Here is a 24,680-nt window from a genome sequence, read left to right as displayed (position 1 = left end):
TGAAGAATTTCCATTATTACGTTCCATGTATTTTATAAACTACATTCTGAATTGACACGTTGAGACCAGAGAATAAAAAAATGGGGAGTAAGGGGAAATGCTGGCAGGAGGAAACAGGAAGGCGCCTCGCAGTAATGCATAATTTTCCAGGATGCTGCGGTTGATACGCGAAACGATAACAGGGGAGAGGGGCCGCTTTCGTTTGGAATCACTACACAATGACGAATAAATCTCGCTACTAAGTGGGAATAGTTATCAGATCTGCCAATTGACTTATAACTTGTTGGATAAACCAACGTTGGCGTTACGCATCATTATGAAAAGTATTGTGTATATAAACTGATAACCAAGCTAAGGTCCCGGGAAAGTATCTTTAATTTCAGTACATAATTGTCGATCTGTTAAGAAAGACAAGAGGTGTTTTTGTCAGTTGAGAGGGATTTACATAGAATCGCCTGAAAGCAAGTGGCAAAGGTAAACGTGTAATCTGCTTAAGTGGTAATGATCTTTACTACATGCTTAAAAATAACATTTTTTTTAGTAATGATAGAAGATAACGTACGAATTCTGGTCAAAAAAGGGATTTTTATGTAAAGGTAAATAAAACTTATCCAAATGTAAAAAATATAATATTAATAATAGAACACCCCCTAAAACAACTCAAGCTCTTGCGCAGCAAATAATTAAAATCAGCACTTAATTCATCATTTCAAATAAACAGAGATTTAAAATAAACCACATAAGCACCTGCTATTTTTTGTTTGAAAGATTACTAATGAACAGAATTCATATTTTCGAAGTATTCAGCTAGTAAATCTTTATTTAAAAAATATGATTCTAGTATAATGTACAAAAAATAACTCCCTTTAAACTTATAAAAAAAAGGTATAGCCGAGTTATCTATTTTAAACGTTTTAACTTTACCAGCAGTTCCTTTTTGACTAACATTCGTTTCTTTATTCTCATACTCACCAATTTCATAACGAATATATTCATGATCCAAGTGTTCAATGAAATACTCTCCATTTACCTCATTATACTTCAGGTGAATAACCTGAGTTGTAATGAATTCATCCTCCAGTGAAAAATCCCCTCTCATCTCTTCAAATGTCACTTCCTGCTTTGCTTTATTGTGACCTATTATTAGTTTATTTTCATAGGATATATCATAAAAGCAAGATAACTCGGGTAATTTCTTAATTTGTGATGTTAATGGAGTTCCCCGCTCGATACTTTCCAGCCCGGCATCTGAATCGACGATATTCATTGGTTTTAATGCAATGTTTTTTATATGGTTTTCATCGATTAAATGTTTAAATATCTTTAAGACCTCATTTGAAGTATGAATAGTAAAACCTATGTTAATTCTTTTATCAAAAATGGCACTGATGTCAGTGTGATGTAGTATAAAATTATTATCCATTGATAACAATTCATATTTATGAAACTGAATATCTTCTTTGTTAATAGAAATTCCATGTTTATCATATAATCCAGTAAAAACACTCATGTCGAGTTCAAATATACTATTCGGCTTTCTAGTTTCACGCTTGTATCTATCAATCATATTTTTAATTATATGATAATAGAAAAACTGCTTTTTTAATACATCTCCTTTTTCCATATCATCTTTGACATCAATTATTTCATGATAATAATTATCATATATGAAATCTATTAACTCACCCTTATCGGTTAGGTTTTTTATTTTATTAATTCTATTATTGGATTTAGATATTATTATCTCAGCATCAGATAATGATTTTATGTAATTATACTTATATGAACTAGAACGCTTTCTTAATGTTTTGTGTTTTATTATACTTTTACGACTAATTGCATTACGGTGTTTTTCAAGGCAGTTACACATTGTGAATAGTTCAAATTCACGAACAACAAAACGGTAATTATTAAAATCATCTGAATATTTAAATATGCAAATCTCCTCCATCTCAATATAGGAAGATATTATATAATTAAAGGATTCTTTTATTTTTAGTTGTTCATCGACAAAGTTAATCACATTATTTAAAAATACACTTGTCGAGTTTAAATATGCACAATAGACCGAACCAAAACTGCATAACAATTCTTCATGAAGATAAACGTAATCTGAATCTAATTTTTCTATTATATTTTTTAATTCATTTTTCATATAAAATACACGTTTAAAATGTGAAAAAGTATATTCTTAAATTCACAAGAATTTTTACAATAAAATAATAACAGAATGGGGTAGTTAAACCAAAACATATTTACGCCACCTGACCATCCATGTCTTCTAAAATGGAACAGCTATTCGCGGTGTGAACTTCCCGATGTTAGAAAAAGTAGGGATCAACGGCTCCGTGACGCATCCGGTGTTTCGTTAATTGAAAGACGAATTGCCCGGGGGATGGGTGGGCGGATCAAGTGAAACTTCACTAAGTTCCTGATCGGACGTGATGGCAGATCGCTCAACCGTTTTGCACCGTACCCCACATTGGAGAAAATTGAAGCCGTAATTCTTGCAGCACTTGAAATCTAAGTGTTCCTGTCATTCGACCCATTCACTTTAAGAGAGCTTCCGACAAACTGATTATATCTGTATAAGGTTCCGTCCGCTCTTCGCTCTAAGCAGACCTCCAGAAAACGATACATAATGTCGATCGCTAGACTTCAATCCCTTTCTGCTTCAGTTCTTTTCTAATCACACGTTTAATCCAGGCTGCCAACGATTCGTCGCCATCCTGCCGTTGTGCTTCTTCCATCGCTTTGCGCAGTTCCGGATCCAGACGGAATTGAAACGGGGGATTGCCTCTTCTTTCGTTCATGTGTGGTGACACCTTAATTACACAAGAGTGGTGTGGGTATGTGTGATGACACATTACGCTCACATATCAAAAATAACAACGCCCCGAAAGTGCGGGAACACGCATGCCGCAAGCTGATCTGCTTTATTTTCCACTCGCCGAGGCGTTCCGCCATCTTGATTGTCGCCATCTCACTACCGAAGAGAATCTGGTGCTGTCGTTCGGTTGTGAAGAGGCGCTGGCAGGGCTGTACCATACGCTGAGTTTTATGGGCGAAAGCTGACCAGCAACTGTTTGTCAGCGCCCCCCTAAACTCATCTGGAAAGCGCCTCGCAGACTTCTTCTTCGGGATGTGACAGACCTGTGCAACCACCTTAGTGTGACATAATGATTTGTTGGTCTGGGAATAGGAAATGCTCGTTTATTACGCTAATCTTAGGCATGTCATGCGCACTGTTATGGGGGTTGTCATGCGCACTGTGTCTAAGGTAAAAAAATCAGTCAATGTCTCTCTGGCTCCAGAGATACTGGAAGAGGCGCGCAAGCTTAAAATCAATCTGTCAGCTGTTTTAACTGAAGCCCTAATCGAAAAATTTCGCGAGAACAAACGTGAAGAATGGTTGCGGGATAATAAAAAATCGATAGAAGCATTGAATCAATGGGTGGAAGAAAACGGTTCGTTCAGTGATTTTCAAAGGACATTCTGATGGAGCAGTATTGCGCTTATGAGAATACTGGCAGTGGAAAAAGCGTTTATCCGTTTTTAATTAGCTTACAGCATCCGGTGGCCGCTGTTTTGCAACATGTACTGGTTGCCCCCGTTATCGCGCTAAGCCAGTTCCCCAACGAAGTACCGCCAGCTAAAATTTGTCCTGTTGTTAGTATTGGTGGGCAAGCCTATGTGGTGATGACGCATATGATGACAGGCATACCGGTGAAGAATATGGGTAACTGTGTGGGAGATCTGACCGCAAACAGGGCTGAACTTCGCGATGCGATTGATTTCCTGCTTAACGGTTATTAGAGCACCATGACGGGGCTGATTATGTTGAAAGGTGTGACGGATCACAAATAGCCCTCGGGCATTCGCGCACGATTATTTTTATCGCCTGCAAGGTAAGGTATATTTCGCTTTTAATACACAAAAGCATTCAAGTTGTATCAAGGCGGCAAGGGAACGAATTCCTGGGAGCATAGATAACTATGTGACCAGGGTGAGTGAGGGCAGCCAACGCAGAGACGGCTTGAAGGATGAAGTGTATACAGGAGAAATTATGCTGCCCGACTCATCCATCCGATTAAATAAATACATCAGTGAAAGCGGAATCTGCTCGCGTCGCGAGGCGGATCGCTTTATCGAACAAGGGAATGTCTTCCTGAATGGTAAACGCGCCACCATTGGCGATCAGGTGATGCCTGGCGACGTCGTAAAAGTGAATGGTCGGTTGATTGAGCCGCGTGAAGCGGAGGATCTGGTTTTTATCGCACTGAACAAGCCGGTAGGGATTGTCAGCACCACCGAAGATAGCGAACGCGACAACATTGTTGATTTCGTTAACCACAGCAAGCGCGTGTTCCCCATTGGCCGTCTGGACAAAGATTCCCAGGGGCTGATCTTTCTGACCAACCACGGCGACCTGGTGAATAAAATCCTGCGCGCCGGTAACGATCACGAAAAAGAGTATCTGGTGACGGTCGATAAGCCCGTAACCGACGACTTTATTCGTGGGATGGGAGCCGGTGTGCCAATCCTCGGCACCGTTACCAAGAAATGTAAGGTCAAGAAAGAAGCGCCGTTTGTGTTTCGCATCACGCTGATTCAGGGGCTGAACCGCCAGATCCGCCGTATGTGTGAGCACTTTGGTTATGAAGTGACGAAGCTTGAGCGCACACGCATCATGAACGTGAGTTTGTCCGGCCTGCCGCTGGGTGAATGGCGCGACCTGACGGATGACGAACTGATCGATTTGTTCAAGCTGATTGAGAATTCTTCTTCAGAAGCTAAACCGAAGGCGAAAGCGAAGCCAAAAGCTGCCACCGCAGGTATCAAGCGCCCGGTAGTGAAAATCGAAAAATCAGCGGAGAAAGAGAAATCGCGCCCGGCGGCAAACGGCAAGCGTTTTACCTCGCCGGGGCGTAAGAAGAAAGGACGTTAACGTCTGCCGCGCGTTGGCGTATTCGCCGACCAGGAGAATGACGCCTCTGAATCCGGTTTATAAGCCTGCTTTTTCTTCAACTGGCGGGCTTTTTTAGCTTCGGCTTCGCGCAAGGCCATCAGTTTATCGATGTACTCTTTCTTGATGCTGTTGGTTTCTGCGTTGGTCAGCAGGCGACCATGCGCAATGCGCGCGCGGTCGAGCAGCGTTTTCAGTTCACGCTGTTCGCGCTCGGTCATCTCTTTTTGGGTAATGCGGGGGAGTGCCATATGGGTGCCCTCTGTTAGCCGATATCCTCAGTGTACGGTAATCCTGGTCAGGCTGATAGCACTCAGGCCGGATAAGCATGTGCTACCCGGCTTTTTTTTAACTTTCCTTCACTGTTTGCTGTGGTTCTTTAGCAATCGGTTTACCGGACCAGTAACCCGCAAGCAGCGAACCAGAAAGGTTATGCCAGACGGAGAACAACGCGCCGGGCAGAGCGGCGAGCGGACCGAAGTAGATTTTGCCCAGCGCAGCGGCGAGGCCGGAGTTCTGCATGCCGACTTCAATCGCCAGTGTGCGGCAGGTGGATTCATCAAAGCCGAACAGTTTCCCGCCCCAGTAGCCGCCAAGCAGGCCAATGGTGTTATGCAGAATAACGGCGATAATTACCACAAAGCCGACCGACGCTATGTGCGACGCAGAACCTGCCACAACAGCGCTGATGATGGCCAGGATGCACACCATAGAAAACGCGGGCAGATACGGTTCTACGGCTTTTACGACGCGTGGGAACAGATGGTGAATGACCAGGCCCAAAGCAATCGGAATAACCACGATCTGCAGAATGCTCAGCAGCATACCCATCACATCTACCTGAATATGCGCGTCGACGTAAAGACGGGTGAGCAGCGGCGTGGCGACAACACCGACCAGCGTTGAAACCGATGAAATCGTCACGGAGAGCGCCACATCGCCCTTCGCCAGGTAAATCATTACATTAGATGCCGTTCCGCTGGCGACGCTACCGACCAGCACCATACCTGCGGACAGTTCCGGTGGCATATTAAAAGCCAGCGCCAAAATCCATGCGGCGAGCGGCATCACCAGATAGTGTAGAAAAATACCTGCCGCAACCGGCGCAGGGCGTGAGAGTACGCGTTTAAAGTCATCCACCTTCAGGTGCACGCCCATGCCGAACATAATCAGCATCAGTAACGATGGCACGAATGGCCCGACAGGCGTAAATGTGGAGGGCGTGTAATACGCAATAACAGAGAGCAGCAGCGCCCATAACGGGAACAGCCGCGTGAGAGTAGCGAGCATGTTGTATTCCTTGCGATTGAAATGTGTTGTGTTGTTATAAAAAAGCCGGGATCGAGCCCGGCCATAGTTATTGTGTATCGCGTGATGGAATATTATTCAAACAAATTATGTTTATGTTCCGCAGTGAATGTTTTCCCAGCTCAGCCCGAAACGCGCGAGATATTTGCGCAGGCGGTCCGCATCGTTAGGATTGGCTTTTTTCTGCCGCGAGACGGCGAACAGTTCGCGTCCGGCTTCCGACAGCGACGCGCAGCGGCGGCACACTTCCAGTACCGTTTCTAACTGGCGGCGATCGAACAGGTCAATGTCCATATTCAGTTCAGGCTGCGGAGTGGCTATCTGCCAACTCTCCTTTAGCAGCGCAATCTCTTCTTCGACAAGGGATAAGGTAATGCGACCTTGTTCGGCAAGTGTCGCCATGCGCGCGATGGATGAACTGAGTTCACGAAAGTTGCCGCGCCATTGCGCCTGCGGGGAGCAGGCAAACGCCAGATAGGAAGTGCGTGCCTCTTTATCGAAACGGATTTGCGTCTGCTTGTTGCTGGAAAAACGTTGCAGCTCATACTCGACGTTCGGCGCGATATCTTCCCGCCGCTGCGCGAGACCGGGCAGGGTGAAACTCCACATGTTGATACGCGCGTAGAGATCCTCGCGAAAACGGCCCTCAGCGACCCATTGCCGCATGTCGCGATGGGTGCCGGCAATCAGCTGAAAATCGCTGTGTACTTCTTTGTCCGACCCAAACGGGAAAAAGGTTTTTTCTTCAATCGCTTTGAGTAACATGGCCTGCTCGTCCAGCCCCAGCTCGGCGATCTCATCGAGAAACAGCACGCCGCCATCGGCCTCTCGCAGCAATCCGCTACGCGCCGTGAGCGCACCGGTAAACGCCCCCTTCACATGGCCAAACAGCGTTGACATCGCATTATCACCGCGCAGGGTCGCGCAGTTAACCGCCACCAGTTTTCCCGCCACCAGATGCCGCGACTGGCGTAGCTGAAAAATACGTTTCGCGAGGAAGGATTTGCCCGCGCCGGTAGGGCCGGTGAGCAGGATCGGGTCTGTTGAGCGCAGAGCTACCCGCTCAATGCGATCGATCAGTTTATTGAAAGTGGCGTTGCGCGTATCAATCCCGGCTTTCAGAAAGGATACCGACTGCTGCTGTTCGCGCTGAAAACGACTGGTGAGCGTGGCATAGCGGCTTAAATCGAGATCGATAACCGAGCAGACGCCAGCGGCGACGGCTTCATCTGATGAACCGCGTGGTGCCGGGCTGGTTTGCAACAGGCTGGCGGGCAGGTAACGCGCTTCCGTCAGCAAAAACCAGCAGATTTGTGCCACGTGAGTCCCGGTGGTGATGTGCACCAGATACTCTTCGTTTTCCGTATCAAACTCATAATGCGTGGCAAAGTCGAGAAACGCGGCGTAGACCTCTTCAAAGTCCCACGGATCGTTAATGGTAACGGTATGCGGGCGGACTTGGGTGTGCGGCGAAAGCAGCGCGACGTCTTCAATCAACCTTTGCGCCATGCTCTCATCGCGTGGCTGGTGGAGGAGTTCCAGCCTGTCGACAGGGAAATCGGGTTGTTGGCATAGCCCAACCGTGGGTCGCCACTTCTTAAACCGATTGGCCCGCTTGCCGCGCTTATCCAGCACCGTTCCCAGTACGCCAATCACTACCCGTTGCTTCTTCATGGTTTATCCAAAAAGATAAATAAGAGATTAAAAGATAAAAAAATAAACCCATCGAGACAACCGCCATGATTGGCGTAAATAATTAAATCTATGAAAATCAATTAATTAAAAATTAATCATGCCTGTTTTAATTCCTGGCACGCTTCTGGCAATAACACTTGCGTCAATCACGCTGAAAGCGCAGGGGGTTAAACCCCGCCGGCACGTCAGGAACGGCACAGGCTGTTTTCCGGAAGTGTTCCGTCAGCCGATGACCACCAAACGGGTTCGATTCCCGATTCATTCTCCCAATGAAACTGGTTGTTAATCATAGAAATAAAGCGGAGCAATGCGCAGTTAGCACGCTCAAGAACAGGCTGCCGGTAAAGATGCCGTGCGGCAGGCAAAAGGGAATTCCCCTGCCGCTTCGCCCCTGCACCCGCGCCTGAACGATATTAAGGAATATAAAATGGCTAAGAAAATTACTATTCGTAAAGGCCAGCTTGGCCTGTTATCCCGACAGGGTGACTACTATCAGGTGCTGAATACAGGTGAACACCGTTTGCCATGGTTTAACACTCCGGACGTTCTGGTAATCAATACCGATGGCAGCGAAATTCCGGAAGCGCTCGCGGAGTATTTACGTCGCTTCCAGCCTACATGGGTGGAGCAGTACTGTGTGGTGGCTGATCTAACCGATACTGAAGCAGGTGCGCTGTATGTGAACGGCGTCTTGCAGGAAATTTTGCCACCGGCAACGCGCCGTCTGTACTGGCAGGCCGATGAAGCGCTGAAGCTGGTGCAGATGGATACACGTCAGGTTTTGGTTCCTGTTGATGTGATGAACGCGGTGTTACAGCCCCGTCGCAGCGGTGCGGTGAAAGGTCGCGAAGCGATCTTAACGGTGCAGGTTCCGGCGTGGCACGTCGGTGTACTGAAAATTGATGGTGAAACTCAGGCGCTGTTGCCGCCGGGGTTAACAGCATACTGGAAGGTAAATCATCTGATTGAAGCGGAAGTGGTGGATACCCGCTTGCAGGTGCTGGAGGTCGGCGGCCAGGAGATCCTGACCAAAGATAAGGTCAACCTGCGTTTGAACCTGGCGGCGAACTGGCGTTATAGCGATGTACTGCTGGCATTTGGTCAACTGACTAAACCGCTGGATCACCTTTACCGTGAGTTGCAGTTTGCGCTGCGTGAAGCGGTGGGAACGCGCACGCTGGACGAACTGCTGGAAGATAAACAGGTGATTGATGAGGTGGTGAGCGCGCAGGTGAAAGCCCGCATGACGCCGTTTGGTATCGAGGTGGCTTCGCTGGGGGTAAAGGATATTGTCCTGCCCGGCGATATGAAGGCCATTTTGTCGCAACTGGTTGAAGCGGAAAAATCCGCCCAGGCCAACGTGATCCGACGTCGTGAAGAGACTGCCGCCACGCGATCGCTGTTGAATACCGCCAAAGTAATGGAAAACAACCCGGTAGCGCTGCGCTTAAAAGAACTGGAAACCCTCGAAAGAGTCGCGGAACGGATCGATAAAATCTCGGTATTCGGTGGCCTCGACCAGGTGTTGCACGGTCTTGTGAACATAAAAGGATAAAAATAATGAGTTACAACACAGTGGACGGTGCAATGCGCGAACGGGTATTGCACCAGCTAAAAGAGGTTGAGCAGCGCTATGGCGTCAGGGTGCTGTACGCCTGTGAGTCCGGCAGCCGTGGCTGGGGATTTGCCTCGCCAGACAGCGATTACGACGTGCGGTTCCTCTATGTTCATTCCCCTGAATGGTATCTGCGGATCGAAGCGCCACGTGATGTTATCGAGCTGCCGATAGATGATGAGCTGGACGTGTGCGGCTGGGAATGGCGCAAGGCGCTGGGGTTACTCAAAGGCGCAAACCCGACGCTTATCGAGTGGCTGGATTCGCCGGTGGTCTATCAGCAGGATGATGCGACCGTGTCGGCGCTGAAAGCGTTGGTGCCTGAATGGTTTTCCCCGCTGCGTGCCCGCTGGCACTACTATTCAATGGCGCGGAAAAACTTTCGCGGTTATCTGCAGGGCCACGACGTGCGATTGAAGAAGTACTTCTACGTCATTCGGCCGCTGCTGGCGGTACGTTGGGTGGAAGCGGGCAAGGGCGTACCGCCGATGCGTTTTGCCGAGCTGCTGGCGGGAAGTGAACTGGATGCGCCATTGCGTCAGGAAATCGACGAATTGCTGGCGCGCAAACAGCGCTCAGGTGAGGCTGAGTATGGTCCGCGTCGTCCATTGTTACATGCGTTTATCCGCACCGAACTGGAGAGAGGAGAAATTCCGCCGATCTTACCAGACAGCCGGGAGGGGAATGTCCGGACACTGGACCGACTATTATATGACACGGTGATGCGGTGAAAATGCCCGATGGTACAAGAGCCATCGGGCGTTAGCGTCTACTCACTCAAACAAATTATGGTGCAGCTTCTGTACCACCTGCTCAGCTTCGTTACCGGGCACCAGGAAGCACAGGTTATGGCTGGATGCGCCGTAGCAAATCATTCGAATGTTGAACGGCTCCAGTACGCCGAACACCTCTTTACCCACGCCGCAGGCTTTGGACAGGTCATTGCCAATCAACGCCACCAGCGCCAGGCCTTCTTCCACTTCAACCCGACACAGGGCCGACAGTTCCATCAGCAGAGACTGCGTTAACAGCGTATCGCCGGTGGACGTTGAACCGGTGGTATCCAGCGTCAGCGCGACGCTGACTTCGGATGTGGTGATTAAATCGACCGAGATATTGTGGCGTGCCAGGATGCCGAACACTTCCGCTAAAAAACCACGAGAGTGCAGCATATTCAGGCTATGCAGTGTCAGCAGCGTCTGCTTACGGCGTAACGCCAGCGCACGAAACAGTGGTGGATTCGCGGTTTTATTGCAGACCAGCGTACCGCCTGCTTTTGGCTCCTTACTGGAGCCAACAAATACCGGGATATCGCTACGTACGGCTGGCAACAGGGTTGCCGGATGCAGTACTTTCGCGCCAAAGGTCGCCATTTCTGCGGCCTCTTCAAAAGCGATTTCATCAATACGCTGCGCAGCCGGAACCACGCGCGGATCGGTAGTGTAGATGCCGGGAACGTCGGTCCAGATATCAACGCGCGTTGCGTGCAGCGCTTCGGCCAGCAGGGCGGCGGTATAATCGCTGCCGCCGCGTCCCAGCGTGGTGGTGCGGCCCTTGCTTTCACTGCCGATAAAGCCCTGAGTAATCACCAGACCTTCGCTCAGGCGCGGGGCCAGCTGGTGCGAAGCCAGTTCAGCCAGCGCCGCAACGTCGGGCTCTGCACGGCCAAAACGATCGTTGGTGCGCATCACTTTACGCACGTCAAACCACTGCGCTTGCACGTTGCGCTCACGCAGGATCTCGACGAATAGGAGGGTAGACATCAGTTCACCGTGGCTGACCAGTTCGTCGGTCAGCGCGGTTGAGGTCGCCAGTGACGCTGCTTCTGCCAGTGTGGTGATGTTCTCCAGCAAACGTTCGATCTCTTCACGAATGACGTTCGGATAACGCAGGCGTTCCAGAATATTGAACTGAATTTGACGAATGGCGTCGAGTTTTTCGAAGCGTTCGGTTGGCTCCAGACCTTCTGCCAGCGCGACCAGCAGGTTAGTAATACCCGCTGAAGCGGACAGCACCACTAAACGTACGTTAGCATCAGAAAGCACGACATCAGCGCTGCGATTCATGGCATCAAAATCCGCCACGCTGGTACCGCCAAATTTGGAGACAACTACATCAGTCATAACTACCTCGTGTCAGGGAATGAATAGAGCGACCATGGCACAAAGGCAGAACGGAAACCGGTGCAGGCGCAAATGCAAATACCGTATTTATAAATAAAATGTGTGGCCTGTACTGTCAACGCTGGGATTATGCGGATTTTTCATGCTGCGTTAACGCTGAGTAACAGTACTTATAACAGCTATACTTTTTAGCCACATTTGGCGGATGCCCTGGCAATGGCATTAAAACAATCACACTTTTCTGTGGCTGGCGTTACAATCGATCTCAGTCACAATTCTCAAAATCAGAAGAGTATTGCTAATGAAAAACATCAATCCAACACAGACCTCAGCCTGGCAGGCACTACAAAAACACTTTGAAGAAATGAAAGACGTTACTATCGCGGATCTGTTCGCGAAAGATAGCGATCGTTTCACTAAGTTTTCCGCGACGTTTGACGATCTGATGCTGGTGGATTTCTCCAAAAACCGCATCACTGAAGAAACGCTGGCTAAACTGCAGGATCTGGCAAAAGAAACCGATTTGGCCGGTGCTATCAAGTCCATGTTCTCCGGTGAGAAAATCAACCGCACTGAAGACCGTGCCGTACTGCACGTGGCGCTGCGCAACCGTAGCAATACGCCAATCATCGTTGACGGCAAAGATGTGATGCCGGAAGTGAACGCGGTGCTGGAAAAGATGAAATCCTTCTCTGAAGCGATTATCTCCGGCAGCTGGAAAGGCTATACCGGCAAAGCCATTACTGATGTCGTGAACATCGGTATCGGCGGCTCTGACCTCGGCCCGTTCATGGTGACCGAAGCGCTGCGTCCGTACAAAAATCACCTGAATATGCACTTTGTGTCGAACGTCGATGGTACGCACATTGCCGAAGTGCTGAAAAAAGTGAACCCGGAAACCACGCTGTTCCTGGTCGCTTCCAAAACCTTCACCACCCAGGAAACCATGACCAACGCCCACAGCGCGCGCGACTGGTTCCTGGCGACCGCTGGCGACAACAAGCACGTAGCCAAACACTTTGCAGCGCTGTCTACCAACGGTAAAGCGGTTGGCGAGTTCGGTATTGATACTGCCAATATGTTTGAGTTCTGGGACTGGGTTGGCGGTCGTTACTCCCTGTGGTCTGCAATTGGTCTGTCCATCATCCTGTCCGTAGGCTTCGACAACTTTGTTGAGCTGCTCTCTGGCGCGCACGCGATGGACAAACACTTCTCCACCACCCCGGCTGAGAAAAACCTGCCGGTGCTGCTGGCGCTGATCGGTATCTGGTACAACAACTTCTTCGGTGCCGAAACCGAAGCGATTCTGCCGTATGACCAGTATATGCACCGTTTCGCGGCCTACTTCCAGCAGGGCAACATGGAATCCAACGGTAAATACGTTGACCGTAACGGCAATGCGGTGGATTACCAGACTGGCCCAATCATCTGGGGTGAGCCGGGCACTAACGGCCAGCATGCGTTCTACCAGCTGATCCACCAGGGTACCAAAATGGTGCCGTGCGATTTCATCGCCCCGGCCATCACTCACAACCCGCTGTCGGATCACCACCCGAAGCTGCTGTCTAACTTCTTCGCGCAAACCGAAGCGCTGGCATTCGGCAAGTCTCGTGACGTGGTTGAGCAGGAATATCGCGACCAGGGTAAAGATCCGGCTACGCTTGAGCACGTTGTGCCGTTCAAAGTGTTCGAAGGTAATCGTCCAACGAACTCCATCCTGCTGCGCGAAATCACGCCGTTCAGCCTGGGTGCGCTGATTGCCCTGTACGAGCACAAAATCTTCACTCAGGGCGCGATCCTGAACATCTTCACCTTTGACCAGTGGGGCGTTGAGCTGGGCAAACAGCTGGCGAACCGTATTCTGCCAGAGCTGAAAGATGGTTCCGAAGTGAGCAGCCACGATAGTTCTACCAACGGTTTGATTAACCGTTATAAGTCCTGGCGCTAATCTGCTTCTTCCTTCGAACCGCAGCGGTGTTGGCTGCGTTCGTTAACCCCGGGAACATAGCTATCTATGGCCTCGGGGATTAACGATCTTGCCGCCTTGCTGCAATTCGAATGAATTTGCAGATTACCTGTGATAGAAGCTGATATTATTATCAGCTTTTTTTATAAGATAATTCCACTTCTCCACGTTATTACCTAAAAATTTAATTGAGCTTAATCCTAAAATAATTTATTCACCGTTATCCTGTTTCTGATATTTTCAGATTTACCGGATATTGTGTTTTTACTATTATATTTTAACTATTTGAATTAATTTGTTTTTATTATTTGCTATTAATAATTTTTTCTCTCGTTATCTAATTGTCCTAAATTCCCTCTCGACCTAATTTACAAACTTCGCTTGTGTATACTCGATCTCGCCCGAAATTCTTTTGGGTAAATCTCCATTCATACAATGAAGGGAATTTGTGATGAAAAAAGTTCTGTATGGCCTTTGGGCTATATCTGCGCTTGCGGTGACCTCTGTCTATGCCGCCCCCGTTCAGGTGGGTGAGGCTGCAGGGTCGGCTGCCGCGTCGGTTTCGGCGGGAAGTTCCTCCGCGACCAGCGTGAGCACCGTAAGTTCTGCGGTGGGGGTTGCCCTGGCGGCGACCGGCGGCGGCGATGGTTCTAATACCGGAACCACCACCACGACAACCACCAGTACCCAGTAACACCAGTACGTAGCCCCTGAAGTATGACGGGGATTAACCATAACCACACTTCGGTGTGGTTATTTTGCCGCTGCGGAGAAACGTCGTGAAGCGACCAGCGCTCATAATGGTTTGCCTGTTACTACAGGCGTGCTCAGCCACCACCGAAGGGTTGGGGTATTCGCTGTGGGATAGCGTGTTTGGTACTCCCGGCGTACAGATGACGGACGATGAAATTCAAAACATGCCTTACGCCAGCCAGTACATGCAGCTCAACGGCGGTCCCCAACTGTTTGTGGTACTCGCGTTTGCAGAAAACGGACAGCAGAAATGGGTGACTCAGGATCGGGCCATTCTTGTCACGCAGCATGGGCGCATTGTGAAAACACAGCTCGGTACAGACAACCTGATCGAGGTGAATAATCTGGCGGCAGACCCGCTCATCAAGCCAAATCAGATAGTCGACGGCGCAACGTGGACCCGCACGATGGGCTGGACTGAACATCAGCAGGTACGCTATGCCACCGCGCGCTCGGTTTTCACCTGGGATGGCGCAGACACCATCAAAGTCGGCAGCGATAACACGCCGGTACGGATCCTCGATGAAGAGGTCACCACCGATCAAACGCGCTGGCATAACCGCTACTGGGTAGATAGTGACGGCATGATTCGCCAGTCAGAACAGTATCTTGGCGCAGGTTTCTTCCCGGTGAAAACTACGCTGATTAAGGCGGCAAAACCATGATGAAACAAATGATTACTGCGCTGACATTCAGCCTGTGCGCGGCATCTGTTTTTGCTGTAGGCAGTGTAAAAGTGATCACGACAGGTAGCACAGAAGCAAAAACGCTGACCGGGGCTGAACATCTGCTCGACCTGGTCGGACAGCCGCGGTTGAGCAATAGCTGGTGGCCAGGCGCGGTTATCAGCGAAGAGCGGGCAACAACTGAGGCACAACGTCAGCAGCAGGCATTACTGGCTCGCCTGGTGACGTTGGGCGCTGAAGCAAGTGGCGCTATCAACGCATTACGCCAGCAAATTCAGGCGCTGAAGGTGACCGGCAGGCAGACAATTAATCTCGACCCGGATGTAGTGCGTACCAGTGAGCGAGGCAACCCGCCGTTGCAGGGTAATTACACGCTGTGGGTCGGACCGCAGCCCACGGATATCACGCTGTTGGGTTTGCTAAGCCACTCGGGTAAACAGCCGTTTATACCCGGACGTGATGTTGCCAGCTATCTCGATGGGCAGCATCGGCTCAGCGGCGCGGATCGTAGCTACGCCTGGGTTGTCTATCCCGACGGACGCACACAAAAAGTACCGGTCGCCTACTGGAACAAACGTCATATTGAGCCGATGCCCGGCAGCATCATTTTTGTCGGGCTGTCGGAATCTGTCTGGAGCAGCACCCCGGATGAAATCAATGCCGACATTCTTCGCACCCTGACCCAGCGGATACCCGAATAATGAGAAAAACTTATCTGCTCAGCCTGTTGGCGCTGGGTATCAGCGCGGCCTGTCACGGTGAAACGTATCCTGCGCCGATTGGTCCTTCCCAGTCTGATTTTGGTGGCGTAGGGCTGCTGCAAACCCCAACTGCACGCATGGCGCGTGAGGGCGAAATGAGCCTTAACTACCGCGATAACGATCAGTACCGCTATTACTCTGCGTCGGTGCAACTGTTTCCGTGGCTGGAAACGACCCTGCGCTATACCGATGTGCGCACTAAAAAATACAGCAGCGTGGAGTCGTTTTCAGGCGATCAGACTTACAAGGATAAGGCTTTCGACCTTAAACTGCGATTGTGGGAAGAGAGCTACTGGATGCCGCAGGTGGCGGTGGGCGCGCGCGATATTGGCGGAACCGGCCTGTTCGATGCGGAGTATATTGTGGCGAACAAAGCCTGGGGACCGTTTGATTTCTCACTCGGTCTCGGCTGGGGATACCTCGGGACCAGTGGTAACGTCAGCAATCCGTTTTGCTCATACAGCGATAAATTCTGTCATCGCGATAACAGTTACAAGCAGGCGGGTTCCATTGACGGCAGCCAGATGTTCCACGGCCCGGCGTCGCTGTTTGGCGGCGTGGAATATCAGACACCCTGGCAGCCGCTGCGTCTGAAACTGGAGTACGAGGGCAATAATTATCAGCAGGATTTTGCGGGCAAGCTGGATCAGAAGAGCAAGTTTAACGTCGGCGCTATTTATCGCGTCACCGATTGGGCCGACGTTAACCTCAGCTATGAGCGCGGGAACACCTTTATGTTTGGGTTCACGCTGCGGACTAACTTTAACGACTTGCGACCACACTATAACGATAACGCCCGTCCGAAGTATCAGCCGCAGCCGCAGGATGCCATCCTGCAACATTCGGTAGTGGCGAATCAGCTAACGCTGCTGAAATACAATGCCGGGCTGGCGGATCCTAAAATCCAGGTGCAGGGCGATACGCTGTATGTAACCGGCGAACAGGTGAAATACCGTGATTCGCGCGAGGGGATCGAGCGTGCCAACCGGATCGTGATGAACGATCTTCCAGACGGGATCCGCACGATCCGTATTACGGAAAATCGCCTTAACTTGCCGCAGGTGACGACCGAAACAGAAGTTTCCAGCCTGAAGCACCATCTGGAAGGCGAACCGTTGGGCCATGAGACTCAGCTGACGCAAAAACGCGTGGAGCCGGTGGTGCCGAAAACGACCGAGCAGGGCTGGTATATCGATAAGTCGCGCTTCGATTTCCACATCGATCCGGTGCTTAACCAGTCGGTGGGCGGCCCGGAAAATTTCTATATGTATCAGTTGGGCGTGATGGGTACGGCGGATTGGTGGGTTACCGATCATCTGCTGACCACCGGGAGTTTGTTCGCCAACCTCGCCAATAACTATGACAAGTTTAACTACACCAACCCGCCGCAGGATTCGCATTTGCCGCGTGTGCGTACCCATGTACGTGACTATGTGCAAAACGATGTTTACGTGAATAACCTGCAGGCCAACTACTTCCAGTCACTCGGCAACGGGTTTTACGGACAGGTGTACGGCGGCTATCTGGAGACCATGTATGGCGGGGCGGGGGCAGAAGTGCTGTATCGCCCGCTGGACAGCGATTGGGCGTTTGGTGTTGATGCCAACTACGTGAAACAGCGTGACTGGCGTAGCGCGCAGGACATGATGAAATTCACCGACTACAGCGTGAAGACCGGGCATTTGACGGCGTACTGGAATCCTTCTTTCGCCCAGGATGTGCTGGTGAAAGCCAGCGTGGGTCAGTATCTGGCCGGGGATAAGGGCGGAACGTTGGAGATCGCCAAACGCTTCGACAGCGGTGTCGTGGTGGGTGGTTATGCGACTATCACTAACGCCTCGCCGGATGAGTATGGCGAAGGTGATTTTACTAAAGGGGTGTACGTTTCCGTGCCGCTGGATCTGTTCTCGTCAGGCCCAATCCGCAGTCGCGCGGCGATTGGCTGGACGCCGTTAACGCGCGATGGCGGTCAGCAGCTTGGGCGTAAGTTTGGTCTGTACGATATGACCAGCGACAGAAGTGAAAACTTCCGCTGACTGATGGCCGGATGCGACTTGCGCTCATCCGGCTTTATAAACGGCGCAATAATTTTGCCGGGTTTCCCGCATACACGCCTTTCTCGGTGATCGATTTGGTCACTACGCTGCCCGCGCCGATGACCGCGCCATCGCAGACAGTGACCGCCAGAATGGTCGCCCCGCTGCCGATCGAAACATCGTCGCCAATCGTAATGCGACCCCAGCTGTTGCGGTCGGCGTTGGGTTTTCCTCCGCGAAACATATCGTTGGCGAACATCACGCCATGCCCGATAAAACAGCGGGCGCCGAGGGTGACATATTCGCAGATGAAGGTATGCGACTGAATTTTGCTGTCTGCGCCAATCTGCGTGTTGCCCTGGATTTCAACGAATGGTCCGACAAAAACGTTGTCACCCAATATGCAATCGTAGAGATTGGCGGGTTCATAAATCACCACGTTCTCACCGCAGGTCACGTTGCGGATAGCAGATTGTCTTAGCTGCATAATTCATCCTGTGAAATGTATCGTGGTATTCATCATTCTCCGTTGACCTTTCTTGCACAAAACATAAACAAAAAATGTAGATCTCTGTCACATTTTTGCGTTATACAGGAACCTCGCCACTGAGTATGAGGTGCTGTTATGACGTCGCTATCTCGTCCGCGCGTGGAGTTTATCTCCACCATTTTACAGACCGTGTTGAATCTGGGACTGCTGAGTCTGGGCCTGATCCTGGTCGTATTCCTCGGGAAAGAAACGCTGCATCTGGCGGATGTGCTGTTCGCGCCGGAACAAACCAGCAAATATGAACTGGTGGAAGGGCTGGTGGTTTACTTCCTGTACTTTGAGTTTATCGCGTTGATTGTGAAGTACTTTCAGTCAGGGTTTCACTTTCCGTTGCGCTACTTTGTCTATATCGGGATCACCGCGATTGTGCGGTTGATCATCGTCGATCATAAAGCGCCGATGGATGTGCTGATCTATTCTGCGGCGATCCTGCTGCTGGTGATCACCCTGTGGCTGTGTAATTCCAAACGGCTGAAGCGAGAGTAAAAAACAACACGCCGCATTCGGGCTGCGGCGTGTTGATGGTCAGGGTTACTGCGCAGAGGCAGGTTTCGCTTTCTCTGCTGCGGGCTCCCACAGTTGTTCAAGTTCTTCCAGCGTTTTGCCCTTGGTTTCCGGTACGAACCGCCACATAAACAAGGCTGCCAGAATGCCCATACAACCGTAGATCCAGTAGGAAAAACCGTTGTGGAAATGGGAAACCAGCCACGAATTTTTGTCCATCATCGGGAAGGTCCAGGAAACGAAGTAGTTTGCCAGCCATTGAGCGGCAACCGCAATGGCGAGTGCCTTGCCACGAATCGCATTGGGGAAAATTTCGGCCAACAGCACCCAGCAAACCGGCCCCCAGGACATGGCGAATGCGGCGACGTAAAACAGCATCGACAGCAGCGCTATCAGCCCGGAAGCCTGGGTGTAAAACGCAGTACCGAGACTGAACATACCAATGGCCATACCTAAGGCGCCAATAATTTGCAGCGGTTTGCGACCAAATTTATCCACCGTCATGATCGCCAATACGGTAAAGCTCAGGTTGATCACGCCGACAATAATGGTCTGCAGCAGCGCCACATCGGTACTGGCTCCCAGCGTTTTAAACACCTCCGGGGCGTAGTACAGCACGACGTTGATACCGACGAACTGTTGGAAAATGGAAAGCATTACGCCGATGACGATAACGCCTGCACCAAACATCAGCAGGCGACCACCGGTTTTGCGACCATGTTCCAGAGACTGATTGATCTCCTGCATGGCCTGAGTGGCGAGTGTGCTACCCATAATCTTGCGCAGAATACCTTCTGCTTGTTCGTGTCGACCACGCGCCATCAGCCAGCGCGGGCTTTCTGGTACGGTGTACAGCAGCAGTAAAAACAGCAGGGCGGGAATACTTTCTGACGCAAACATATATCGCCAGCCATCGGTATTCAGCCAGTTAGCGTCGCCTGAACGCGCGATGAAATAGTTAACGCAATACACTAATAGTTGACCAAAAATAATGGCGAACTGGTTAAACGAGACCAGTTTCCCACGAATGTGTGCGGGGGCCAGTTCGGCAATATACATTGGTGAGAGCATCGAGGCTAAACCTACGCCAATACCACCAATGATACGATAAATAACAAATTCGGGAACGTATCCGGCCAAATAAACGGGTACGGCGTTATCTGGATTAATCGTGGTAAAGCCTAATTCAGGCCAGGCGGAACCAATACCGGAAATAAAAAAAAGCAGGGCCGCGATTTTCAGCGAGTCCCGACGACCAAAGCGGTTACTACAATAGCCGCCCAGCGCACCGCCGATGATGCAGCCAATCAACGCGCTGGCGACGCAAAAACCCAACAATGAGTTGGCGGCGGATTCACTTAAGTGTTGTGGAGCGACAAATACGGTATTTAAGGATTCTACCGTTCCGGATATGACAGCAGTGTCGTAACCGAATAATAGTCCTCCTAAAGTTGCGACTAATGTAATCGAAAAAATATAACTAGAATTATATTGAGTGTTCATTCAGACCTGCCTTAGAGGGTACAGCTCTTTTGATCAGTGCCGTGATGGTGAATTTAACAGGCAGGGAAGACAATTATCATTTTTTACATTGCAATTACGTTTTGTCTTTTCTGTGATCTTAATTCCGTTTAATTAGTTCATTTTCAGGCGCAAAATATAATTGCAGTGATGGGGAGCACGAAAGGAAATAATCGTAAGCGTAATGCAAAATAACATAAAAAAAGGGCGCTCCGTAGAGCGCCGAATAACAGTCACAGGTTGGGATAACATAAGTTGAGGGTTGCAGTGGCTTGCCCGTTGCCGGGCGTTTACTTCGGTAAAACTTAACCTTTCACACCACCTGCCGTCAGGCCGTTGACCAGCCAGCGTTGTGCCAGCAGGAACACCAGTGTGATCGGAATGGCTGAAAGTACAGCTGCGGCGGCAAAGTCGCCCCACAAATAGTTCTGTGGATTGAGGTACTGCTGCATACCTACCGCAAGGGTGTAGCTGTTCACATCACGCAGCAGCAGTGACGCGACCGGTACTTCGGTAATAGCGGCAATGAATGACAGAATAAACACCACCGCCAGAATCGGAACGGAAAGCGGCAGCAGCACCAGGCGGAATGCCTGCCACGGCGTCGCGCCGTCCAACGATGCCGCTTCTTCCAGCGAACCATCGATGGTTTCGAAATAGCCCTTAATCGTCCACACATGCAGCGCAATACCGCCAAGATAGGCGAAGATCACGCCGCCGTGAGTGTTCAGACCAATAAACGGAATGTACTGGCCCAGGCGGTCAAACAAGGCATATAACGCGACCAGAGACAGCACCGCCGGGAACATCTGGAAAATCAGCATCCCTTTAAGCAGGGTTGCTTTACCGGGGAAGCGCATACGGGCAAAGGCGTAAGCACAGGTGGTGGAAAGCGTCACAATACCGATCGCGGTAATGGTGGCCACTTTCACTGAGTTCCACAGCCACAGCAGTACCGGGAACGGCGGCGGCGTCACACGGCCATCTGCGTGCTCAACGCTAAAGCCCAGCGCCAGTTTCCAGTGTTCCCAGGAGATGTTTTCCGGGATCAGGCTACCGGTGGCGAAGTTACCTTCGCGCAGCGAGATAGCGATAACCATCAGCAGCGGGAACATGATCGCTGCGATGAAAATCAGCAACAGCAGGTGCGTTGTTAAGAGACGCAGTTTCTGAGATTTGGGTTGTACCATAGCCATGTTCGTTGTCTCCCTTAATCAAACTTCATTCGTGTGGCTTTCAGGTTAACAATCGCCAGCGCACCCACCAGCAGGAAGATCAGCGTGGCAATCGCCGCTGCCAGACCGAAGTCCTGACCGCCGCCGCCTTCAAAGGCGATACGGTAGGTGTAGCTCACGAGCAGGTCGGTATAGCCTGCTGGCGTGGTGGTGCCAAGACGGTCCGGGCCACCGTTGGTCAACAGTTGGATCAGCACGAAGTTGTTAAAGTTAAAGGCGAAGCTGGCAATCATCAGCGGTGTCAGCGGTTTAATCAGCAGCGGTAGCGTAATCTTAAAGAAGTTCTGGAACGGGCCAGCGCCGTCCATCGCCGAGGCTTCATATAAATCGTCAGGAATCGCTTTCAACAGACCCATGCACAGGATCATCATGTACGGATAACCCAGCCAGGTATTGACGATAATAATCATCGAGCGTGCGGTGGTAGGGTCGCTGAACCAGGCCGGTTTGATGCCAAACAGTGCGCTCAGCATCATGTTGATTTCACCAAAGCTCTGGTTGAACAGCCCTTTGAAAATCAGAATCGAGATAAACGACGGCACAGCGTACGGCAGGATAAGCAGCACACGGTAAATCGCTTTGCCTTTGAGTGACTCCCACTGTACGAGACAAGCCAGCACCATCCCGACGGCCACGGTGAGGATCACGGTCAGAACGGAGAAGACCACCGTCCAGACAAAGATGGCGAAAAACGGTTTCTGGATACCTTCGTCGGTAAATACGCGGGTGAAGTTATCCCAGCCGATGGTCACGGTATAGCCAGGGCTTAACTTTTCTGCACCCCAACTACCGTCGGCGTTAATCGCCTGGTAATAACCAATGTCGTTGTTCGGACGGTATTTCACGCCGCTCTGGTTGTTGGTGAGCGTACCGTCATCAGCGAGCGTATAAAGTGGCTGCGTGCCGGAGAACTGGCGCAACGAGCTCATAATCACTTTGCTTTCATCCGGCAGGATGGCGGTCAGTTGGTTCAGCGCCTGGCGATTCTGCGTGATGATGCGCAGCGTCCCACGCTCGCCCGCTGGCAAGGCATCCGTTTCTTTCAGTTGCAGTTTCTGTTCGCCGCCAAATTTAAAGGCGTCGGAAACATAATTCTTGCCGGTTTCACCGTCGGTGAGGGCCAGTTGCCACTCCGCACCCACCGGATACAGACCAAAGTTGTAGGTTTTCCCAGCCTGATAAGAACGATCCATCAGGACTTCCTGAGCACGTTCAAAGGTCAACTGGTTGGTGCTGCTGTAGTTGGTAAAGGCAATTGTGATCGTACAAATCAGCGGAAACAGGACAAACAGCCCCATACCGGCAACGCCCGGGTAAACATAGCGCCAGGCATAGGTTTTGCGGTTAGCGAAAATATACAGGCCAGCAGAGCTTAAAATCAGCGTCATGATGGCAAACAGGTACTCCCCCTGAGCGTACATCAAAACAACAAGGTAACCGACCAGTAGCCCAAGCAGACCTATCACTGACCATTTCAGCGTGTCGCTTTGCCACCAGTGTTTCTTTTTAATGACATCCATGGGGTTCAATCCTCTTTACGCTTTATCCTTCGCACTACCTCTTTGTTGGCTGCGGAAGCGCACCCCAGTCACTTACTTATGTAAGCTCCTGGGGATTTGCCTCCTTGCCGCCTCGATGTAGCGCGAATGCTTTCGCGTAACAACGTATTCAATAAACCTGATTCCCTAAGAAATAAGGGAAACCGTATTACTTGGTGATACGACCCTGCGCGTCTTTCAGTGCAGCATCAACTGTCTGACGACCGCTGGCGGCGTTGATCACTGCAGTACGAACGGCATACCAGAATGCAGACATCTGCGGGATGTTCGGCATGATTTCGCCTTTCTGGGCGTTATCCATGGTGGCCGCGATACGTGGGTCTTTGGCTAACTGATCCTGGAAGGATTTCAGCGCAACCGCACCCAGTGGTTTATCCTTGTTCACTTCATCCAGACCCTGATCGGTCAGCAGGTAGTTTTCGAGGAACTCTTTCGCCAATTCTTTGTTCGGGCTGGCAGCGTTGATACCGGCGCTCAGCACGCCAACAAACGGTTTAGACGGCTTACCTTTGAAGGTTGGCAGCAGAGTCACGCCGTAGTTGATTTTGCTCTTGTCGATGTTCGACCATGCCCACGGACCGTTGATGGTCATCGCCGTATCGCCTTTGTTAAAGGCGGCTTCGGCGATGGAATAGTCGGTATCCGCGTTCATGTGTTTGTTCTTGATCAGGGAGACCAGGAAGGTCAGACCCGCTTTCGCGCCGGCGTTATCCACGCCCACGTCTTTCACATCGTACTTGCCGTTTTCAAACTTGAATGCATAACCGCCGTCGGCGGCAATCAGTGGCCAGGTGAAGTACGGTTCTTGCAGATTGAACATCAGCGCGGATTTACCTTTCGCCTTCAGCTCTTTATCCAGTGCAGGAATTTCTTCCCAGGTTTTCGGTGGGTTTGGCACGAGGTCTTTATTGTAAATCAGCGACAGCGCTTCAACCGCGATCGGGTAGGCGATCAGTTTGCCGTTATAGCGCACGGCATCCCAGGTGAACGGATAGAGCTTGTCCTGGAATGCTTTGTCTGGCGTGATTTCAGCCAGCAGGCCAGACTGAGCGTAACCGCCAAAACGGTCATGCGCCCAAAAAATGATGTCCGGGCCGTCACCGGTTGCGGCAACCTGAGGGAATTTCTCTTCCAGTTTGTCCGGGTGCTCAATGGTGACTTTGATACCGGTGTCTTTTTCGAATTTTTTGCCCACTTCAGCGAGGCCGTTATAGCCTTTGTCGCCGTTAATCCAGATAACCAGCTTACCTTCTTCAATCTTGGCGAGAGCCGAGGCGGAAAACATCATCGTCGTTAATGCGGACAATGCGAGGATGCGTGCGCCAGTTTTGATTTTCATAGTTCCCATCCTGTTTGGTGATTTTGCAGAGGTGGCTTAACGGTGACTAGTTTCTTTATACGA

General features: G+C 50.5%; 23 protein-coding genes and 1 pseudogene. 13 read left to right on the top strand and 11 right to left on the bottom strand.

The genetic code is table 11. From position 1 onward, the window contains the following. Window positions 1-772: 772 nt before the first annotated feature. Complete coding sequence (locus On2M_RS22515) at window positions 773-2,155, bottom strand: hypothetical protein (protein ID WP_210905479.1); 1,383 nt, start codon at window positions 2,153-2,155, stop codon at window positions 773-775. A 148-nt stretch (window positions 2,156-2,303) separates the two neighbouring features. Between On2M_RS22515 and On2M_RS24330 the strand changes: the two are divergent. Next, window positions 2,304-2,527, top strand: a pseudogene (locus On2M_RS24330) (glutathione peroxidase); the annotation flags it as partial. 124 nt (window positions 2,528-2,651) lie between these two features. On the opposite strand, the gene On2M_RS22510 reads toward On2M_RS24330, so the two are convergent. Continuing rightward, the gene (locus On2M_RS22510; RefSeq protein WP_003841416.1) at window positions 2,652-2,813 is read right to left on the bottom strand and encodes a phage protein; all 162 of its coding nucleotides are present in this window, start codon (window positions 2,811-2,813) and stop codon (window positions 2,652-2,654) included. A gap of 103 nt (window positions 2,814-2,916) precedes the next feature. Between On2M_RS22510 and On2M_RS22505 the strand changes: the two genes are divergently transcribed. The 4 genes from On2M_RS22505 to rluF all read left to right on the top strand — a co-directional run bounded on the left by On2M_RS22505 (window position 2,917) and on the right by rluF (window position 4,948). Then, window positions 2,917-3,075, top strand: coding sequence for a hypothetical protein (locus tag On2M_RS22505; RefSeq protein ID WP_187254001.1), 159 nt, complete (start codon window positions 2,917-2,919; stop codon window positions 3,073-3,075). A 130-nt stretch (window positions 3,076-3,205) separates the two neighbouring features. Further along, window positions 3,206-3,499 carry a type II toxin-antitoxin system CcdA family antitoxin gene (locus On2M_RS22500; RefSeq protein WP_187253990.1) on the top strand — a complete coding sequence of 98 codons (294 nt, stop codon included), beginning with the start codon at window positions 3,206-3,208 and terminating at the stop codon, window positions 3,497-3,499. Continuing rightward, window positions 3,499-3,816, top strand: coding sequence for a CcdB family protein (locus tag On2M_RS22495; protein WP_187253989.1), 318 nt, complete (start codon window positions 3,499-3,501; stop codon window positions 3,814-3,816). The genes On2M_RS22500 and On2M_RS22495 overlap by 1 nt, the downstream gene beginning before the upstream one ends. A 250-nt stretch (window positions 3,817-4,066) precedes the next feature. Next, complete coding sequence (rluF, locus tag On2M_RS22490; protein ID WP_032948298.1) at window positions 4,067-4,948, top strand: 23S rRNA pseudouridine(2604) synthase RluF; 882 nt, start codon at window positions 4,067-4,069, stop codon at window positions 4,946-4,948. Here rluF and On2M_RS22485 read toward each other — a convergent pair. The 3 genes from On2M_RS22485 to rtcR all read right to left on the bottom strand — a co-directional run bounded on the left by On2M_RS22485 (window position 4,945) and on the right by rtcR (window position 7,948). After that, window positions 4,945-5,217, bottom strand: coding sequence for a DUF3811 domain-containing protein (locus On2M_RS22485; RefSeq protein WP_003031655.1), 273 nt, complete (start codon window positions 5,215-5,217; stop codon window positions 4,945-4,947). The genes rluF and On2M_RS22485 overlap by 4 nt on opposite strands. A gap of 97 nt (window positions 5,218-5,314) precedes the next feature. Continuing rightward, window positions 5,315-6,256 (bottom strand): ketopantoate/pantoate/pantothenate transporter PanS, encoded by a 942-nt coding sequence (panS, locus tag On2M_RS22480; protein WP_151218085.1) that lies wholly within the window; start codon window positions 6,254-6,256, stop codon window positions 5,315-5,317. Between the two features lie 111 nt (window positions 6,257-6,367). Next, on the bottom strand, window positions 6,368-7,948 hold the full coding sequence (rtcR, locus tag On2M_RS22475) for an RNA repair transcriptional activator RtcR (RefSeq protein WP_151218084.1): 1,581 nt from the start codon (window positions 7,946-7,948) through the stop codon (window positions 6,368-6,370). Between the two features lie 448 nt (window positions 7,949-8,396). Here rtcR and On2M_RS22470 point away from each other — a divergent pair, with 448 nt between their 5' ends. Next, window positions 8,397-9,524, top strand: coding sequence for a slipin family protein (locus On2M_RS22470; RefSeq protein ID WP_210905478.1), 1,128 nt, complete (start codon window positions 8,397-8,399; stop codon window positions 9,522-9,524). A gap of 5 nt (window positions 9,525-9,529) precedes the next feature. Then, a complete protein-coding gene (locus tag On2M_RS22465; protein ID WP_151218082.1) occupies window positions 9,530-10,315 on the top strand; it encodes a nucleotidyltransferase domain-containing protein in 786 nt (261 codons plus the stop codon). A 42-nt stretch (window positions 10,316-10,357) separates the two neighbouring features. Here On2M_RS22465 and lysC read toward each other — a convergent pair whose 3' ends face one another. Continuing rightward, entirely contained in the window at window positions 10,358-11,707 is a 1,350-nt protein-coding gene (gene lysC / locus On2M_RS22460; protein WP_151218081.1) for a lysine-sensitive aspartokinase 3, read from the bottom strand. A gap of 301 nt (window positions 11,708-12,008) precedes the next feature. Here lysC and pgi point away from each other — a divergent pair, with 301 nt between their 5' ends. The 5 genes from pgi to On2M_RS22435 all read left to right on the top strand — a co-directional run bounded on the left by pgi (window position 12,009) and on the right by On2M_RS22435 (window position 17,909). Beyond that, window positions 12,009-13,655: a glucose-6-phosphate isomerase gene (gene pgi, locus On2M_RS22455; protein ID WP_187253984.1), complete on the top strand. Its 1,647-nt coding sequence runs from the start codon at window positions 12,009-12,011 to the stop codon at window positions 13,653-13,655. A gap of 469 nt (window positions 13,656-14,124) precedes the next feature. Continuing rightward, entirely contained in the window at window positions 14,125-14,367 is a 243-nt protein-coding gene (gene yjbE, locus On2M_RS22450) for an exopolysaccharide production protein YjbE (protein ID WP_061382702.1), read from the top strand. Between the two features lie 85 nt (window positions 14,368-14,452). Further along, window positions 14,453-15,091 carry a YjbF family lipoprotein gene (locus tag On2M_RS22445; protein ID WP_210905477.1) on the top strand — a complete coding sequence of 213 codons (639 nt, stop codon included), beginning with the start codon at window positions 14,453-14,455 and terminating at the stop codon, window positions 15,089-15,091. Then, the gene (locus On2M_RS22440) at window positions 15,088-15,813 is read left to right on the top strand and encodes a capsule biosynthesis GfcC D2 domain-containing protein (RefSeq protein WP_210905476.1); all 726 of its coding nucleotides are present in this window, start codon (window positions 15,088-15,090) and stop codon (window positions 15,811-15,813) included. The genes On2M_RS22445 and On2M_RS22440 overlap by 4 nt, the downstream gene beginning before the upstream one ends. After that, window positions 15,813-17,909, top strand: a complete 2,097-nt coding sequence (locus On2M_RS22435) for a YjbH domain-containing protein (RefSeq protein ID WP_210905475.1) — start codon at window positions 15,813-15,815, stop codon at window positions 17,907-17,909. Before On2M_RS22440 ends, On2M_RS22435 begins: the two co-directional genes overlap by 1 nt. 34 nt (window positions 17,910-17,943) lie before the next feature. Here the strand turns inward: On2M_RS22435 and On2M_RS22430 are convergent, their stop codons facing one another. Next, entirely contained in the window at window positions 17,944-18,399 is a 456-nt protein-coding gene (locus On2M_RS22430; protein WP_210905484.1) for an acyltransferase, read from the bottom strand. Window positions 18,400-18,534: 135 nt separating this feature from the next. Between On2M_RS22430 and psiE the strand changes: the two genes are divergently transcribed. Next, on the top strand, window positions 18,535-18,945 hold the full coding sequence (psiE, locus tag On2M_RS22425; RefSeq protein WP_003031674.1) for a phosphate-starvation-inducible protein PsiE: 411 nt from the start codon (window positions 18,535-18,537) through the stop codon (window positions 18,943-18,945). A 45-nt stretch (window positions 18,946-18,990) separates the two neighbouring features. Here the strand turns inward: psiE and xylE are convergent, their stop codons facing one another. The 4 genes from xylE to malE all read right to left on the bottom strand — a co-directional run bounded on the left by xylE (window position 18,991) and on the right by malE (window position 24,617). Beyond that, a complete protein-coding gene (gene xylE, locus On2M_RS22420) occupies window positions 18,991-20,466 on the bottom strand; it encodes a D-xylose transporter XylE (RefSeq protein WP_187253980.1) in 1,476 nt (491 codons plus the stop codon). Window positions 20,467-20,789: 323 nt separating this feature from the next. Then, window positions 20,790-21,680 carry a maltose ABC transporter permease MalG gene (malG, locus tag On2M_RS22415; protein ID WP_005132680.1) on the bottom strand — a complete coding sequence of 297 codons (891 nt, stop codon included), beginning with the start codon at window positions 21,678-21,680 and terminating at the stop codon, window positions 20,790-20,792. 14 nt (window positions 21,681-21,694) lie between these two features. Continuing rightward, complete coding sequence (gene malF / locus On2M_RS22410; protein WP_210905474.1) at window positions 21,695-23,239, bottom strand: maltose ABC transporter permease MalF; 1,545 nt, start codon at window positions 23,237-23,239, stop codon at window positions 21,695-21,697. A gap of 187 nt (window positions 23,240-23,426) precedes the next feature. After that, complete coding sequence (malE, locus tag On2M_RS22405) at window positions 23,427-24,617, bottom strand: maltose/maltodextrin ABC transporter substrate-binding protein MalE (protein WP_151218074.1); 1,191 nt, start codon at window positions 24,615-24,617, stop codon at window positions 23,427-23,429. Window positions 24,618-24,680 lie beyond the last annotated feature (63 nt).

The sequence above is a fragment of the Citrobacter sp. On2M genome (assembly GCF_018035235.1).
Classification (GTDB): domain Bacteria; phylum Pseudomonadota; class Gammaproteobacteria; order Enterobacterales; family Enterobacteriaceae; genus Citrobacter; species Citrobacter meridianamericanus.
Note: the sequence above shows the minus strand (reverse complement) of the source record. Positions and strands in the feature narration are given on the sequence as shown.